This window comes from Bacillota bacterium (assembly GCA_013178125.1).
Taxonomy (GTDB): domain Bacteria; phylum Bacillota; class SHA-98; order Ch115; family JABLXJ01; genus JABLXL01.
The window spans coordinates 138,740-155,765 of record JABLXJ010000002.1; the positions used below are offsets into that span (position 1 = coordinate 138,740).

Here is a 17,026-nt window from a genome sequence, read left to right on the forward strand (position 1 = left end):
GTTTCAAAGAGTATCGAAGGAGGAGAAGATAATGAAGAGAGTCGTTAGTTTAGGTTTAACGACTAATCCGCGACCTTCAGCCCATAGACCCCAGGAGACTATTTTTTCCCCTCATGTAGAATCTGTCAGTTCAGGCCGGGGGCGCGCGGAGATATTCAGTCATCTAAAAGTCACTAAATTTAGGATTGGACAGGCTGACGAAGTCGCCGAGATCGAACAAACAGTCGATCCCTTACCGGGTACTCACTTGGAAAGCTATTATCCTAGGCGACCATGGTATCCAGATGTGTTGGGGCGAGATGTCTTTGTTCGAGACCTAACGCAGATCCCAACTAGTGAACTTGCAACAGAGGCAGCAGTTATCGATCTTTCAAAACTAGGGAGACAAGCAATAACAGCTAAGGATCTTGAGCAGGCGGGCTCTCACGTCAGAGAGGGCGATATGGTGCTTGTGCGCACGGGGTTTAGCGACCAGTATTATGGCACTCTACCAGGGCTCGAATCTTATTCGAACTCTCCGGGATTCACCATGGATGCGGCTCAATGGTTGGTCGATAAAAAGGTCAATACCGTGGGTATAGATTTCCGCCATTTAGAGGCACCGGAGGTACTAGCCAATGGTGGTGATATGCGGGTGCATGAGGTATTCCATATTAACAAGATCGCTATTATCGAAGATGTTACCCGCTTAGGCCAACTGAAAGGTAAAAGGGTTTTTGCGGCCTGTGGTCGCCCACTCAAGACCAGGTATTTAACCGGGGCTGCAACGCGGCTAATGGCATTGGAAGAAGGTAAATTGATAGACCTATCGCATCCACTTTCCCCGAGGATCGAAGTGGGAGCTGATCAAGGCATCAACCGCAGCGAGCCTTTTAGGTTTAAATCTCATATCTACAAGTGGATGAACATTGTTGACTTTAATCTCTGGGATTTTGGAATGACAGCCGCTACTGGTCCACAACTAATCTCATACGTCAACCGCCTAGGGACTCACTTGTTATCTGCTAGTACTACAGATAAGATTCCCATCCAGTGGTTATTCGGACGGTCTGAGGTCATTGACCTTTATCACTGCGGTGCTAGCCGCCTAATCGACACAAGATTACTACAGGAAGCCCTTAAAAATAAGACGCCGGAGGCGCTGGTAGTTCACACAGGTTTTACAGACTGGTATTACGACCTAGACGAGTTCATCGACTATTCTCCTAGCTTTACTGAGGATGCAGCTCAGATGCTTGTTGATAGAGGTGTGAAACTCCTAGTGGTAGATATACCAGTCATCGATCGACAAATCCCAAGTGAGGGTAAGGAGGTGGAACAGAAGGCCCTAGGTTGTTTATTAAAAAATGATGTTTTGGTGGTGGCGTGTGCGGCGAATATGAATCTATTGCGGCAGAGAAATCTAGATATTTTGGTTTTACCGTTACCGATCGCCGGCCTGACGAGTGTCCCTACTGATATCATTGCTGTAGAAGAGTGGCTGGAGTAAGTGGAGCTTATTGGCAAAGTTGGTTTCCCCCGCAGGAGGAGATTAAAAGAATTATGCGAGGTGATTAGACTATGAAACGCGGTCTTATTGGATTTACCGTGCTTATTCTGGTGATAGGTACGCTGTTAAGCGGTGGAGCCGTCGCTAAACCGGCAACATTGAACATGTTAGTCTGGAATAGCGAGCAAATGCCTAGATGGATTCCATATGCAGAAAAGATCGCCAAAGATATGGGAATTGGTCTCCAAGTACAGACTAATACCTTTGACGGCGTAAGAGACAAGGCCATCCTTGACTTCATGAGTGGTTCGCAAACCTGGGATATCATCTTGGTTGAGGATAAGTGGGTAGCCGAATTTGCGAAGCTCGGGTTGGTGATCCCGATTGATGATTTTGTTAAGCGGGGCGTAGCTGATCCATCCATCCTAGATATTGATGACCTTAACCCCGCGATTCGGCCGCTGCAGGTGTTCAACGATAAGCGATATGGACTACCATTTATGATCGATTCAGTGATTGTATTAGCCTATCGGAAAGATATATTCGAAGATCCTAGAGAAAAAGCGGCATTCAAGGCGAAGTACGGCTACGAACTAGCGGTTCCCGAAACCTATGATCAGTATCGCGATATCGCTGAGTTTTTCACGCGAAAGGCCGGGGAAATGCTCTGTGGTTCGGTGCTTAAGTCGGATTTCTATGGAATTTCTCACTCAAATAAGAAGAATGGATTCTTATGGCATGACTATATCCCTTATATGTTGGCCTTTGGTGAGGAGTTTGGGTACGATGCCAAGAAACTAGTTCCCACTTGGAACTCAGAGGCAAATAGGAAGGCTGCGGAGTTTTATGTTTCCTTGACAAAGTTTATGCCGCCCGGGCATATCAATATGACAAGCGGTGAGGCGACCTCCATGTTTGCTCAGGGAAAGGTAGCCATGCAGGAGGAATACTACTTCCGTATCAGGGAAATCGCTGGAGCGGATACATCCCTGGTGAAGGATAAATACGCCGTGGCGCCTTTGCCCTCGGCAGTCAAGTCACATCCTACCCTGTTAAGTACAGCTGCTTGGGCAGTCTATGCCAAATCCAAACAATCTGACCTTGCTTACAAATTCATAGAACGTCTATATTCTGCGGAATACGATCGGAGGAAGGCACTTGAAGTTAAGAATTATATTCCATTCCGAATTTCAACCATAAGGAACCCCGAGATTCGGAAAAAGGCCGGAGCACACTTTATACCCTTCCTTGAGGGAATCGTCAATAATCCCAAGGTTGAGATTCATAAGCACCCAATGCTGATCGAATACCCGCAGATGATAGATATCTACGAAGATAGTCTGTCTAAAGCGTTAACGGGTCGGGCAACTGTGGAGCAGGCCTTGGAGGAAGGACAAAGGGCACTAGAAAGGCTGTTCCATAAGGCAGGTTATATAAAGTAGACTTCCTACTATCGAGAAGCTAATGCAAAGCAACATAAATCCGAGTGTTCGACCCGACTAGGGTCGAACACTCTCTAAAGTTCCGATGACGGGGGAGCTTTAATCGATGAAGAAATCTATTCTTGTTCTATGTGGGTTCTTCTTACCTGGGATCGTTTACCTAGTCACGTGGCGAATCATTCCTCTACTTTACACCATGGGGATTAGCATGACTTCTTGGAATTTGATCAGGGACCGGCAACCCGGATTTTCGGGTGTCGAGAATTATTTGATGCTTTGGTCTGATCCAGAATTTCACCATTCCCTTTGGTTGAGCCTGCTTTTTACGGTAATAGCCACGGCGATTGAGCTCGGTATAGGACTGGCTTTAGTTGTTGGCGTCAATGGTAATAGGCGTAAGGATTTGTTGCAAACAGTTTTCCTAATGCCGATGATTATCACTCCTGTTGTGGTTGGTACTATATGGTATTTAATTTATCACCCTGTTCTCGGTCCAATAGCAGATCTCTTGAAACGGTTGGGTTTTGGTACTGTGGACCCCTTAGGGACGCGGGAGACAGCTTTATCTAGCATCCTTCTTGGCGACATTTGGCAGTGGACTCCCTTCGTTTTCTTAATTCTACTGGCCGGCCTACAAATGATCCCGCGAGAATTATATGAGGCATGTCGTGTAGATGGGACAAATGATTGGGAGCTGTTCCGATTCATCACTCTACCACAACTCAAAGGCAGTATTGTTACCGCCGTGATCCTACGGTCAATGGATGCCTTTCGGGAATTTGATAAAGTCATGATTATGACGGGAGGAGGACCGGATAACTCAACGGAGATGAGTAGCTTACTCATCTATAAACGAGCATTTCAGTTTTTTGACATCGGTTACGCGGCTGCAATGGTAATAATCGTCTTAGCTATACTGTCATTCGCGTATGTAGTCTATTTGCGTAGTGAAAACGGCTAGTGCTATGGCAGTATATCTGGTCCTGGAGGGAGGAAGTGCCAGTGGGAAAACGTTTCAATTTCGGTTCAGGTAATGTACTTTTGGCCTTCGCTATTTGTTTTAGCCTGTTTCCCATATTCTACCTGGTATTGACAGCCATTAAACCTGTTCAGGTTCTGTTTGCCACGCCGCCACGTTGGTGGTTTGCCTTGTCTTTTGAGGAGTTCACGTTTCTTGGTCAGGATCAGCTTTATCGGCAGTATCTTATAAATAGTATCGTTGTGACCAGCCTTAGTACTCTTGTTGCCCTTTTGCTCGGAGTCACCCTGGCCTATTCCTTCTCTAAATATAACTTTGCGGGTAAAGAAGCCTGGTTTTTCTTGATTATGTTATGTCGGGCTTATCCACCGATCACGACTTTGATTCCTATTTATCTTTTGATGCGTTTTATTGGACTATCCGATACATTGATTGGCCTTATTTTGGTTTATGCTGCTTTCCAGGTACCCATGGTGGTCTGGATCATGCGTAGCTTTTTTAGCGGCGTTCCTAACGAAATTAGTGAAAGTGCCCAGATCGACGGTTGCTCTCCTTGGATAATGTTCTGGCAAATTATGGTCCCATTGGTTACTCCGGGTATTATAGCAGCTGGGATCCTGATCTTTATCCTAAATTGGAATGAATTCTTGTTCGCTTTTGTGCTCACTTCAGTTAAGGCAAAGACCCTGCCAGTGATGATTATGACATTTAGCGAAACGGACGATGTTGTGCAGTGGGGGAAATTGTCAGCTTTAGGTGTGACCACTATCCTGCCAGTGATTATATTCGGTATCGGATTGCGTCGTTACCTCGTACAAGGTTTGACAGCTGGGGCTATTAAAGGATAACAGGCCATGCTTTAGGGTAGCAAAAACGACCTTAGCCTTGTCATCGTCTGTAAGGATATTTTAATGCAAGGAGGGAACATAAATTGAGGCTTCCTAGCCAGGCTAGTAGCGTACCTAGGACGTCAAGTATACAATATCTGCTAAAGACGATTGGCCGAAATAGTCTAGCCTATTACTTTTTCTTGCCTGCCTTTTTACTTATCGTCGCAATGACGATATATCCCGTCTTCTATTCATTGCGATTTAGCCTATATGATTCCGTAATGTTGACGAGGGGTTCCTTTTGTGGCCTTAAAAACTACATAAAGATTTTCACGGATCCTACCGTGAGTGCCAACATACTCGCATCAATGCTCTTTATATTTGGTTCTCTTGTATTAGTTCTTCCTTTAGGATTAACGTTAGCCTTGATCCTGAATGAAAAGAAGATCCGTCTTGGTCCTCTTGCTCGAACGTTGATCCTTTTGCCATGGGTAACCTCTCAGATAGCTTCCGCCCTACTATGGAGATGGTTACTCAATCCCGATTTCGGGGTGGTACCCTATTGGCTCGAGTTACTAGGTTTCGGGAGAGTTAACGTCTTTCAAAGCGGTGGTGTAGCCATGACCACTCTCGTATTGAGCAATATGTGGCGTTCGGTAGCTTTTTCAATGGTGGCTTTCTTAGCAGCACTACAAGCGATTCCTACTAACCTATACCATGCCGCTCAGGTAGATGGTATACCACCATCAAAAGTTTTTTTCAAGGTAACATTACCCCTTATCACTCCAACAGTGTTGGTATGTGCGGTCATATTGACGCTGAGTTATTCTAACATAATTACCCTTCCACTGGTGTTAACCGGCGGAGGGCCTTTAGCTAAAACGGAGGTATTGAGTATTCGTCTCTATAGGGAAGCCTTCTCATACTATAACATTGGTTTTGCATCTGCGCTCGCGATCTTTAATCTCATGGTTAGTATTGTCCTCGTAATAGCTTACATGTGGGTCCTTAGGGCAAAGTCTTTCTTCAGATGAATATTCAAATGGATACAATCGTATGAACATCATGTAAAATCATGGAGGGATATGGTGTGAGTTCCCTAAGGACATATTCTAATTTCATATTGGCGGCCAAGTATGTTTTTGTCATTGCAATATGTTTTCTGATGATATTACCATTCATATGGGCTCTAGTCACTTCGCTTAAACCGCTGGACGCGATCATGTCTTATCCTCCGCAGTGGATACCTAGAGCCCCGACTTTAAGCTACTTCTTAAATGTTGTAAGATCTAGTATGCCAAGATATTTTCTTAATAGCATATTAGTGTCTTTAGGTACGATCCTTGTATCGCTAGGTGCGGGATCTCTAGCAGGGTACAGTTTAGCAAGATTTGATTTCCCTGGTAAAGGACTACTTATGGTTATGGTGCTAATGAATATGATGGTACCCGGTGTCGTAAATTTAGTACCCGTATATCTTATTGCTAGTTCTATCGGTATTTTGGATACTTATTTAATTCTAATCCTTGTTTATAGCGTTTGGCAGATACCAATAGTTGTATGGCTAATGAAGGATTTTTTTGAGACGATTCCTTCTGCGCTTGATAAAGCTGCGATGATAGATGGTTATTCACCACTGCAAGCCTTTATAAAGATTATTCTACCTCTTTCTAGGCCGGGTCTCGTGGCAGCGGCAATCATGGTCTTTGTCTATGCTTGGAACGAGTTTATAATAGCTCAGACGTTGACATCATCCGATAATATGAGGACTATACCGGTAGGCCTACATTACTATATTACAGTGTTTGGTGTCCAGTGGGGTGAACTATGTTCAGCTGTTCTCTTGGCACTACTGCCCATTGTCAGTATCTTTATATGCTTACAACGATACCTCCTACATGGAATGGTGGCCGGAGCTTTAAAGGGGTAACACTTTAAGAGAATAACTAATTAAATGGAGTAGGTGGATATTGCTATGGCTGAAGTCCGTCTTGAGAATGTGGAGAAAAGTTATGGGCAAGTGTGTGCAGTTAGGAACTTGAGTCTTGCTATCCGGGAGAACGAGTTTGTGACACTCCTTGGACCTTCCGGATGCGGGAAGTCGACGGTACTTAACATGATTGCAGGCCTGCTTGAGCCATCTGCGGGAACTATCTATATTGATGGTCAGAGTGTTAATGATATACCTCCACATCGGCGCGGCGTGGCGATGGTTTTTCAAGACTACGCGTTATATCCACATATGACGGTATTTGACAATATCGCATTCCCATTACGAGCCAAGAAAGCTGATCCTAAAAGTGTTAAGCAAGAGGTGGAAAATGTCGCAAATACTTTAGGCTTGACCGAGCTTCTACATAGACTTCCCAAAGAGCTCAGTGGGGGTCAACGACAAAGAGTTGCCTTGGGGCGTGCGATTGTTCGAAAACCGAAAGTTTTTTTGATGGACGAACCTTTATCCAACCTTGATGCTCGCCTTCGTATACATATGAGGGCGGAACTTCGAAGGCTACACCGTGCCATAGGGACAACGACGATTTACGTTACGCACGACCAAGCGGAAGCCATGACTTTGTCAGATCGCATTGTTGTCTTAAAGGACGGGATAATCCAGCAAATCGGTACGCCCTTAGATGTCTATAGAAAACCGGCAAATACCTTCGTTGGTGGATTCATAGGAGCTGTCGGTATGAATTATATCTCCTGTGAGGTCAATAGCTCTGGCATAGTTATCACAGCCAATAATCCATCTCTACATATATCATTACCGAGACATATTTTGGATGCGTTGTCGAAGAGAGGGGCATCAAAAGTACTTCTAGGTGTGCGGGCGGAAGATATATGTATAGCAAGCAAAAACGATAACGCCATTGAAGGGGTGGTGGATGTACTGGAGAGAATGGGATCGGACACCTACATTCACGTCATCCTTGGAGAAACTCGGGTTATTGCACGAGTTTCGTCCGATATTGACGTAGGGGAGGGAAATGCAATACGTCTTTCGTTTGATATGGGCAAGATTTCCTTCTATGCAGCAGACACAGGTGATCTTATCATCTAGGGGCAACTTCACATCCTATGAAGCTTTCGTGGGCGGCTATTCCGGGGGGTTGTGATTCGAGAGGGCTCGGCGTCTCAGCATTGGTATATAGAAGGAGGCGATCAAGGTGGTGAATTAATCGCAATTGACCGAGGTTTATGTGGATAGCCCGTTGCGGTACTTTATCATTGCATGTGGTGGTCGCAAGTCTTTTCTCTTAGGTAGATGATCAAAGCCCAAGAATTCGGCCGCTCTGCAATTAGCATGGCTACCAAAGTAGTAAAAGTAATATATTCCTTAGGGGGGAAACACGCGATGATCAGAAGGTTTCTAGTGTATCTATTTATAGTTGCTCTGGCAGTAGTGATGGGGTTTGTTGCATGCATCGAAACGCAAGCTCAGAAAAAGGTGGAAATCCGATACTGGACATTCCTACAGCGGGGAGGGCAAACCCCACGTGAACTAGGGGAAACCGCAATTATCGAGGGATTTGAAAAGAAGTACCCTAATATCAAGGTCCGCGTCGAGATGGTCCCATGGCCGGAGATGGATACGAAACTTATCACGTCGGTAGCCGCTGGCCGGGGACCTGACGTAACAAGAGCTGATAGTTTTAGAATTCGTGAACACTTAGCTGCCAATACCTTGGAAGATTTGAGAAAATACGTAAGTAAGATGTCGGTGGAGGAGCGGAAGGATTTCCTCGTATGGGATGAAGGGCTTCCAGGCGGGAAAAAACCAAACTTCTATCTGCACCATAGCTGTTGGGCGCTCTACTATCGTAAGGATCTCTTCCAAAAGGGAGGCCTGGAGCCACCTAATAGTTGGGACGATCTCGTGGATGTGTCCAAAAAATTAACGACAGATAAGATATGGGGTTTTGTCCAGGGTATGGACAGGGGGCAGCCGGGCGTTACGTATACCCTCTGGCCCATGATATTAGGGGCAGGAGGTAATATTTTAGAGAACGACAAGGCCGTCTTCAATAGCGCACCCGCGATTAAGACACTTCAGTTCATATATGACCTGGTATACAAGCATCGAGTCTCGCCAGTGGATCAGCTGACGTATTCTTATGATAATGTGATGGAGGGGTTCATGGCGGGTAAGTTTGCCATGGTAATTGAAGGAGCCCATCGCTACGGTCATATGCAAACCTCAGCAATTCTTAAAGATAATGTGGGCCTTACATACATACCTTCTCCAGTCTCCGGAGAGCCTTCACCCACCCTCATGTCTGGATGGACTCTTGGGATTCCCGTGACATCAAGGCATAAGGATGAGGCATGGAAGTTCATTGAGTACTATGTTAGTGCGGAAGCCCAGCTAATGAACGCTAAACTGGCGGGCGAGCTGCCCGTTAGAAGGTCGGTCCTTAATGACCCGTATTTTCAAACAAAGGAGGCAGCGGCACAGAGGTTCTTTGCACTCTACCTTAATACGAAATCTCAACCATTCCCCAAATCTCAAAACTACGGTTTGCTAAAGGATACCTTTGTTATGGCTCTTCATGAGATATTGACTAATAGGAAGACCGTTCAAAAAGCGCTTGATGACGCCGTTGCCAAATATAACGAAGCGCTAAAGAAATGAAATCAAATATGGTAAATAGATGGCTATATAGAGCCAATTCACCCCAGCCCGTCGGTAAGACATGAGGTCTTTCTTCCATTTAGGTGACGGGCTGGGCGTGATAAAACAAACGGGCAGTGGACTAGAATTGATCTAACTAGACCAAGGAGATGGTTTAGGTGAGCTATGTTGCGACTGATCTTCAATTCGATGTCATTGTCGTTGGGGGAGGCACTGCAGGGTTAATAGCAGCGTTGGCTTCCGCTAGGCTAGGCGCATCAACTTTGCTAGTCGAACGATCCAGTTACCTGGGTGGCAATGCCGCAGTGGGGATGACGTGGGGGGGCTTCTTCGATAATGCTGGAGTACAGGTTATTAAAGGAATACCACAAGAACTTGTAGATACGTGTGTATGTTTGGGAGGAGGATTGGGGCATCTACAATATACAGGATCGGATAGATGGATATCTAGTGTGGCTTCTGTCGACCCTGAAGTTTTTAGATACTGTGCGCTAAGGAAGGTGCAGGAAGCTGGGTGTATCCTGTGGCTGCATACCACCTTTATTCAAGCGTCTGTTGAGGGCAACAGGGTTGTATCCGTCGAGCTCACGAATAAATCCGGTAGATATTCCGTTCGAGGAAAGGTAGTAATTGACGCTACAGGGGACGCAGATGTAGCCGCATCTATAGGAGTGCCCTGGGAGCGTGGAGGAGATAGAATACAGCAATGCTTGAGTAGTATATTCCGTATAAGCAACGTTGATATATCTGCATTTAGTAGATTCATGAATACTAGGGTAAATACACGAAATAAGAATCCATGGAATATTGAGACACAAACGATGCGAGATGATGTTTCATATTGGTGTCCGTGGAAGGTGTTTCCTGAAGAAGCCCAACGAATGCCCAAGCTATTTGGTGTGTACTATCATGGCAAACAGGGAGATATTTTCGTCAACTGCAATAGCGTGGCACTAAATGCATTGAATATCTACGATTTGACAACCGCTGAGGTAGAATTGAGGCATCAGGCCTTCACTATACTTCGTTTTTTGCAGAAGAATATACCCGGGTTCGCTTCCAGTTTCATCGCTGCTATATATCCTCTGGGAGTGCGAGAGAGTCGAAGGATCGTCGGTGATTATACTTTAACTCTAGGCGATATAATGAAGCAAAGATCTTTCCCTGATGTAGTAGCTATGGGTGCTTACCCGCCTGACGTTCATGATCCTAGTGGGAAACCTTTAATAGACTCACAAGGGAACGTCTGCTACCAGATCCCGTATCGTAGCTTACTAGCGAGAGATATAAGTAATTTACTTGTGGCGGGGCGTTGCATTTCTGCAACATTTGAGGCCCAATCTGCTGTGAGGGGCATAGGGCCGTGCATGGCAATGGGGGAAAGCGCTGGTACCGCAGCCGCTCTTTCTGCTAAAGGCTCCGCTGATCTACGAGAACTAAAGGTTCAGGTGTTGCAGGAGACCCTGATCAAGCGGGGGGCGTATCTTGTCGTCTGAGACGGTTCCATTACATTTATCCTTTCCAGCTTCACAAGTGGAAAGAGTAGGCTGTCGAGAATCTACCCCAGTTATTTGCCGATGATAAAAAGAGTATTGACAAAGTCAGAAATGAGTACGAAGCAAAGCTAAGTTAGTGTCCAATTAAATTTGCCACTTTGCCAGGCATATGTTACAATGTCCTGCTAGAGACCATATTGGCCTGTAGCAGGGAGGATGAGTCTATGATCTATGTGGGTAGGTTAAGCTACAAGCAACGAGATGAGCTTATTAAGTTCTCGCGTCACGCGGTCGGAAGGGAGGCACTTCGTGCCCATATGATACTCCTCTCTTCAAGAGAATACTCAGTACCCCAGATAGCCGAAATCTACGACTGCGACCGCGATACTGTCCGTGCCTGGATCAAAAGGTATCTTGAATCAGGCATAGACGGACTGCGTGATGCGAAAAGATCCGGGCGTCCACCTAAGGGCGGCAAGGCCGCCCGGTGGGCCATAGACCAAGCTATAAACATGATCCCTCTCGTGTTCGGTCTACGTGTAACTAACTGGACTGCTAAGACCCTGCGGGCTTTTCTGGCTTCATTTCAGTTAAACCTGAGCGTCGGTACCATATGACGAATCCTCCATAGCCTGGGATTCCGATGGAGAAGGCCCAAACTCGTTGCTTTAAAGTCTGACCCTATGAAAGATTTCAAGCTTGAGGTCATAGACATATTCCTTACGGCCTTTGGCTCTGCTTGTACCGTGTTCTTTCAGGACGAATCATACTGCCAGCTGCTACCTAATGTTCGTTCCTGCTGGATGAGACGAGGCCAGCAGAAAGAGATTATTACGCCAGGTACCAATAAGCGAGTAAGTGTATATGGGGCGCTTGACCCCAGAACAGGCAAGTGGATACACTCAATATTCCTGAAAAAGAACGCACAAAACTTCATTGCATTCCTCGAGATTTTGTGTAGCCGGGTAAAAACAGGGCCGATAATCGTCATCTTGGATAACGACCGGACCCATAAAGCCAAGGTAGTAAAGGAGTGGCTTATGACCCATCCAGAGGTACATCTACTTTGGCTTCCCAAGCACACTCCCCATCTAAACCCAGTGGAGACTGTATGGAGGCACCTGAAGGGGCACTTAGCTAACCATTGCTTTATGGATGTAGATGAACTCATCTGGACCATTGAACAATACTTCAGTCATGGGTCCGGGGTGAATTTTAAGTTACCAATTGCTGCATAAAAAAGTTCGGTAAACTTTTGTGCATTAACTTAGATGAACCCTATGCCGAGATTGGCCACCTCACTACGCAGATTGCGTGGTTCAAAAAAAGTTTCTGAGTTACCCCGGTTAGAAAGGTGAGAAGCGTTGTTGAAGAGCTTTGTGGTACTGAGTTGTCCAGGTCAACCGTTTCTGACCTATACATGCGTCTTGATCCTGTGGTGAAGGAATGGAACGAACGGGACTTGAGCGATCGAGAATATCCCTTTGTCCTGGTGGACGCCCTTGTGATAAAGGTGCGTAAAGAGGGGCGGGTGCGAGTGCAAAGTGTGCTCCTTGCGGCTGGGATTAACCGGGAGGGGTATCGGGAGATTCTGGGGTTGATGATAGGGGATAGCGAGTCCGAGGCAAGTTGGTCGGAGTTTTTTGGCCGGCTGAAGGTGCGGGGGTTAAGAGGGGTTGACATGGTAGCCTCAGAATCCGTAATATCCTTGAGGTCTGTCCAGAAGATGCTACATTCTCGACTGAGGTACATATTCGACGCTCCGGATCTTGAGACAGCTAGCGGAAGTTTCTCATTTATCAATGTGAATAGTCCTCAAATGCCCGTCTGATCTGGCTTTGAGCGCTCGGATTTGTATTACCCAATCATCGCAAGACCCTTAAGACCAAGCTCATCAAATAGTTTCTTTTGAATATCGCTCATCTCTGTGAGTGTGATATGAGCTCTGGTATGGGCTATCTCCGGATATATATGCGCTACCTCTTCTATCTCAGACAATGTTTCGATGATAGAGGCTATGCTCATTTCAATCCCTTTCTCGCTGAGCCATTTCTTGAGCAGTGATACCAGGCATAACGCGAGAACACAGTAGAAAGCATGTACCCGTATCTTTTGATCAGTCCAGTGAAACATCGGAGCCCAGCTCACAAAGTAGGGATCCTTCATCTGCTTAAAATCATTCTCAAACCCGCCAAGGTGTCTATAGGCGGCAACGATTTGCTCGGTGGTCCAGTTTTCATTATCCGTACATAGAAGGGTCTTACCAAACCGGAGATTCATAACCTCATCCATAACGTTTTGATCTATTGTATATCGAATGGATGGAAACCCATTCTCTAATTCAATTTGCACCTTGACAATATCACGTATATACGGTTCTCCTCGTAGCATCCCTTCTACACGTTTACTTACGGATGCAGTTGTTGGCTTCTTACCCTTTACTACTTTACCGGATATCCACTCATTTAAGCTGTGTTGAAGCTCATTTAGCGCATCGGTTATTCGCCTTAAGGTGGTTATGAGGCCTTGCATTTGTCCAAGCCGCAGACTCTCACTGTAAATGACCGCTACCGTTCTCTCGTAGTCCCCGATCTTCTTTTTTGTCCGGTAGGCAACCTCTCCAGCATAGCTACTGCTAAAAGCCTCAAATTTCGAGATCGGGATCGAGAGAAGGTCTTTGTGATGCGATGGAACTAAAGACCCGACAAAGTGAAGTGGCGTCAAAGCAAGCGAGGAAAAGTTCTCCTTGCTGTTGTTACCTTTATCTATTACCAGGGTTATGTGTTCGAAATCCCTGTATAAGGCCTTGTATCGTTTCACCAACTTATCAGTTACGCACCCGAACTCTTGTGAATCCGTAGAATTACCTGGATATACTTCATGAAATAAGGGTACGAAGAAGTCAACCGTGGCCATAAGGGCAAGATCAACCTGTCTTAAATCATTGCGTTTCTGTTTGTTATGCCCTCGCCTGGAGAGCTCGCTATCTGTCCGGGTGTCGATGTAGGTAAAGAAGTTGGTAGTGTCATATACAGCGCATTCGAGGTTGAGATTGAACTCCTTCACCATATTTGAAGCAAGGTCAGCCTCAATAGAAGCTATAGCATGTTCATCGAGGTATCCCATGTTATGCCAGAACCTCTGGCTCGATAGGGCTCCCGGCTTTGAGGGAATGAGTCTACGAAGAACAGTGCCCTGGTACCATTCCCCGATGCGTCTTTTGCTTGTGGGTGCTACGGCTCTGTTGATAGCAGCTATAGCCATATACTCACCCACGGTCAGTCCCTGGTCTCGTTTAGACACATGAGCATCGATAGTCTCAATGAGCCTGATGCGCCTAGCTACAGAGTACAGAGCGGCTATGGCTCCGAAGTCGAAGACCCTGGCAGAGATAGGCTTATCCGGGTGAGCCTTTTCGAGCTTGTCCAAAATATCCTGGACTCGCCCGAGGTATTTTTGCCAGACTATCCTTGGTTTACCCTCGATACGTTTGGATTCAACGATATAATAGTAGTATTGATTGCCCTTCTTCTTTTTGATGATGGTGGGCACGATAACCCCTCCGATCCCAAGGGCAATACAATATTCGATATCGTACCCAATTCTTCCTGCTTATTCTGCGCCATATCTGATAAAATATGACATGTAATTAATTCCAATATCTATAGCATATAGGGTAATACATTTGGTTTCCTTTAATTTTTCCATACCTGTCGAGGGTGGTTATGAAATCAAGGCTTGTAGCTTGGAATTTGCCTGTACGCCAGATCAGATTGTCAAGGTGCACTGGAAATTTTAAAGGGTCTCAACTCATAAATGAGAAACTTCCGCTAGGAGACTTAAGGATGAGGTAACACAAGAATTCGGAGCGCAGGCACCCAAGGCAATAGAGAGGCTTGAAGCTGGGTTTGAGGATGCGATGCAGTGATAGGTACTCAGAAGCAGCCTAGAACAGTAAACTGGGAGGCGATAGCTACCAGAGGAGAATTTACACACAGAATCGGACTTGACCGGGAAATAGACAAGACACGTTATCTATTCTAATCACTGAGGGAAACGCTTCCCCAGGATACCAGGATATATTCTGCATAAAACTCTTCAGCGTAACCATGTAAACTAATAATGAAACTGTTTAATTTAATGTAGTAGCATATTATGATTGGATACACATCCAACTTGTATACCTTATATGATGGGGCGATGAGTCAAGCGTTTTTACTTATACCCTTACTGGTTTAGCTTTAGGAGATTAGGTATCTAAAAGCTTCAAAAATGGGAGGCGTCTTAGTGAATGGAATCTAGGATTTCTTCCTGGACTAGAAAGAAAAGTGTTTTTCCGTATCTCCTTCTGCTTCCGACACTTCTGCTTATGATTATATTTCTTTTATATCCATGGTTGTGGGGTTTTTGTTTAAGCTTCCAGTCATGGAGTCCTTTTCGGTTGGATCCTCCACGCTTCATCGGACTCAAGAATTATATGGATACTTTATCCAGACCCATTTTTCAGAGCTCGTTAGTTAAGACAATAGTATTTACCATATTTAACGTTGGGATACAGTTTTTTCTCGGATTCGCGGTTGCTTTATTATTGGATACGAGACGTCACAGCCGTAAGTTTTTCCTAACACTATGTATCCTGCCGATGATGATCACCCCAAGTATTGTAGGCCTCATTTGGAAAGTCCTTTTGCATAATGAATGGGGGATCGCAAACTATTTTATAGAAACCATCGGCTTAACTAAATTAGGATGGTTATCGGATCCTACATTGACGCTCGTTACCATCGTCTTGGTCGAAGTATGGCTACATACACCATTCACTACCCTTGTCCTATTAGCTGGTTTGCAGGCTATTCCCCCAGAACCTTACGAGGCCGCCAAAGTTGATGGCGCTTCCGGGTTTCAAGCCTTTCGCTATATCACCTTGCCGTGGCTCCAACCATTAATAGTAATCGTCCTCATGTTTAGGATAATGTTCAGTCTTAGGGCTTTTGATACCATCTATTCGCTATTCCGCTCGGGTGGGCCGGGGAATGAGGGAATGGTGTTGGGGGTATACTTGTACGAACGTTTACGTATTACATGGAGTATGGGAGAAGCCGCAGCTTTATCCTATATTATTCTCTTCCTGACCGCATTATTCAGTATGGTATTTGTGGTGAAGCTATATAGGGGGGAACAACAGTGAAGCCTAGATATCACTGGTTTAAGGAAATTGGAATAAACCTACTTCTGGTTTTAATAAGCCTGTTTTTCGCATTCCCCATATTATGGTTGGTGTTAATGTCAATTAAGCAACCTCAGGACACATTTAAATTACCGCCCGTTCTTTGGTTTAGTCCAACACTTGAGTCCTATAAACAGTTACTTTTTAGAAGTCACTACTCTATTGGACTCGATTTCTGGCGCCTTTTCAGGAACAGTGCAATCAGCGCCATGGTAGCAGCAGCCCTTTCGATGTTCGTTGCTTCGCTTGGCGCCTACAGTTTGTCAAGGTTTTACTTCCGAGGGAAAAAGCTACTTTCTTTTATAATTATTGCTACTAGAATGTTACCGCCTCTAGCCTCTGCTATACCTCTATTCTTGTTTGCTTTTCGGTTGGGGATGATTGACACCCTATTTATATTGAGTACAGTCTACTGCGTAATTAATATCCCATTTGCATTATGGATGCTAAGGGGATTCATGGATCAAGTTCCTACTGAGTTAGAAGAATCAGCTATGATTGACGGCTGCACCCGTTTTGGGGCCATGTTAAGGATAGTGATGCCACTAATAGGTCCTGGTTTAGGAGCTACTGCTATTTTCACCTTTCTTAATAGCTGGAACGATTTTGCTTTAGCTCTGGTCTTAACTAATAAGAATGCTATGACTTTACCATTAGTTGCTATGTCCTTTATTACAGAAGAGGGAGTCTATTGGGGTCCCATGAGTGCAGCAATAACGCTCATTGCGGCTCCCGCTGTGCTCTTTGTAATTGTTGCCCAAGGGTACCTTGCTAAGGGGTTAACAATGGGAGCAGTTAAAGGCTAAGGACGTCGCCTCTAACCCTTTTAATGCATCGGCGGCCGAGTAAAGGAGGTGGGGGGTAGCCCTATATTGAAGCTATATCGGATGTTCAATGATTATTGGGGACGAATCAATAAAGGGGGGTTTA

At 45.3% G+C, this 17,026-nt stretch carries 14 protein-coding genes and 1 pseudogene; 14 read left to right on the top strand and 1 reads right to left on the bottom strand.

The genetic code is table 11. From position 1 onward, the window contains the following. Positions 1–31 precede the first annotated feature (31 nt). From HPY71_02905 to HPY71_02960, 12 genes and pseudogenes are all read left to right on the top strand, one after another. Positions 32–1,489 (top strand): hypothetical protein, encoded by a 1,458-nt coding sequence (locus HPY71_02905; GenBank protein NPV52454.1) that lies wholly within the window; start codon positions 32–34, stop codon positions 1,487–1,489. A gap of 71 nt (positions 1,490–1,560) precedes the next feature. Next, a complete protein-coding gene (locus HPY71_02910; GenBank protein NPV52455.1) occupies positions 1,561–2,931 on the top strand; it encodes a sugar ABC transporter substrate-binding protein in 1,371 nt (456 codons plus the stop codon). Positions 2,932–3,037: 106 nt separating this feature from the next. After that, positions 3,038–3,892: a sugar ABC transporter permease gene (locus HPY71_02915; protein ID NPV52456.1), complete on the top strand. Its 855-nt coding sequence runs from the start codon at positions 3,038–3,040 to the stop codon at positions 3,890–3,892. 41 nt (positions 3,893–3,933) lie between these two features. Then, positions 3,934–4,758 carry a carbohydrate ABC transporter permease gene (locus tag HPY71_02920; protein NPV52457.1) on the top strand — a complete coding sequence of 275 codons (825 nt, stop codon included), beginning with the start codon at positions 3,934–3,936 and terminating at the stop codon, positions 4,756–4,758. Between the two features lie 326 nt (positions 4,759–5,084). After that, on the top strand, positions 5,085–5,774 hold the full coding sequence (locus HPY71_02925; protein NPV52458.1) for a sugar ABC transporter permease: 690 nt from the start codon (positions 5,085–5,087) through the stop codon (positions 5,772–5,774). A 41-nt stretch (positions 5,775–5,815) separates the two neighbouring features. Next, positions 5,816–6,670: a carbohydrate ABC transporter permease gene (locus HPY71_02930; protein ID NPV52459.1), complete on the top strand. Its 855-nt coding sequence runs from the start codon at positions 5,816–5,818 to the stop codon at positions 6,668–6,670. Between the two features lie 45 nt (positions 6,671–6,715). Next, positions 6,716–7,801, top strand: a complete 1,086-nt coding sequence (locus HPY71_02935) for an ABC transporter ATP-binding protein (GenBank protein NPV52460.1) — start codon at positions 6,716–6,718, stop codon at positions 7,799–7,801. 294 nt (positions 7,802–8,095) lie between these two features. Next, the gene (locus tag HPY71_02940; GenBank protein NPV52461.1) at positions 8,096–9,373 is read left to right on the top strand and encodes a sugar ABC transporter substrate-binding protein; all 1,278 of its coding nucleotides are present in this window, start codon (positions 8,096–8,098) and stop codon (positions 9,371–9,373) included. Between the two features lie 158 nt (positions 9,374–9,531). Continuing rightward, the gene (locus HPY71_02945; GenBank protein ID NPV52462.1) at positions 9,532–10,869 is read left to right on the top strand and encodes an FAD-dependent oxidoreductase; all 1,338 of its coding nucleotides are present in this window, start codon (positions 9,532–9,534) and stop codon (positions 10,867–10,869) included. 158 nt (positions 10,870–11,027) lie between these two features. Further along, the gene (locus HPY71_02950; protein ID NPV52463.1) at positions 11,028–11,486 is read left to right on the top strand and encodes a helix-turn-helix domain containing protein; all 459 of its coding nucleotides are present in this window, start codon (positions 11,028–11,030) and stop codon (positions 11,484–11,486) included. A gap of 3 nt (positions 11,487–11,489) precedes the next feature. Continuing rightward, complete coding sequence (locus tag HPY71_02955; GenBank protein NPV52464.1) at positions 11,490–12,107, top strand: IS630 family transposase; 618 nt, start codon at positions 11,490–11,492, stop codon at positions 12,105–12,107. A 110-nt stretch (positions 12,108–12,217) separates the two neighbouring features. After that, positions 12,218–12,649: pseudogene (locus HPY71_02960) on the top strand (IS256 family transposase). A gap of 77 nt (positions 12,650–12,726) precedes the next feature. Here HPY71_02960 and HPY71_02965 read toward each other — a convergent pair. Then, entirely contained in the window at positions 12,727–14,421 is a 1,695-nt protein-coding gene (locus HPY71_02965; protein NPV52465.1) for an IS1634 family transposase, read from the bottom strand. An 889-nt stretch (positions 14,422–15,310) separates the two neighbouring features. Here HPY71_02965 and HPY71_02970 point away from each other — a divergent pair. Then, complete coding sequence (locus tag HPY71_02970; GenBank protein NPV52466.1) at positions 15,311–16,057, top strand: sugar ABC transporter permease; 747 nt, start codon at positions 15,311–15,313, stop codon at positions 16,055–16,057. Then, on the top strand, positions 16,054–16,902 hold the full coding sequence (locus tag HPY71_02975) for a carbohydrate ABC transporter permease (protein NPV52467.1): 849 nt from the start codon (positions 16,054–16,056) through the stop codon (positions 16,900–16,902). Before HPY71_02970 ends, HPY71_02975 begins: the two co-directional genes overlap by 4 nt. The last annotated feature ends 124 nt before the right edge of the window (positions 16,903–17,026 follow it).

What these genes read in the sequence shown, in the direction of transcription:
- HPY71_02905 (NPV52454.1), top strand. Translation starts at nt 32, where the DNA reads ATGAAGAGAGTCGTTAGTTTAGGTTTAACGACTAATCCGCGACCTTCA.
- HPY71_02910 (NPV52455.1), top strand. Translation starts at nt 1,561, where the DNA reads ATGAAACGCGGTCTTATTGGATTTACCGTGCTTATTCTGGTGATAGGT.
- HPY71_02915 (NPV52456.1), top strand. Translation starts at nt 3,038, where the DNA reads ATGAAGAAATCTATTCTTGTTCTATGTGGGTTCTTCTTACCTGGGATC.
- HPY71_02930 (NPV52459.1), top strand. Translation starts at nt 5,816, where the DNA reads ATGGAGGGATATGGTGTGAGTTCCCTAAGGACATATTCTAATTTCATA.
- HPY71_02935 (NPV52460.1), top strand. Translation starts at nt 6,716, where the DNA reads ATGGCTGAAGTCCGTCTTGAGAATGTGGAGAAAAGTTATGGGCAAGTG.
- HPY71_02940 (NPV52461.1), top strand. Translation starts at nt 8,096, where the DNA reads ATGATCAGAAGGTTTCTAGTGTATCTATTTATAGTTGCTCTGGCAGTA.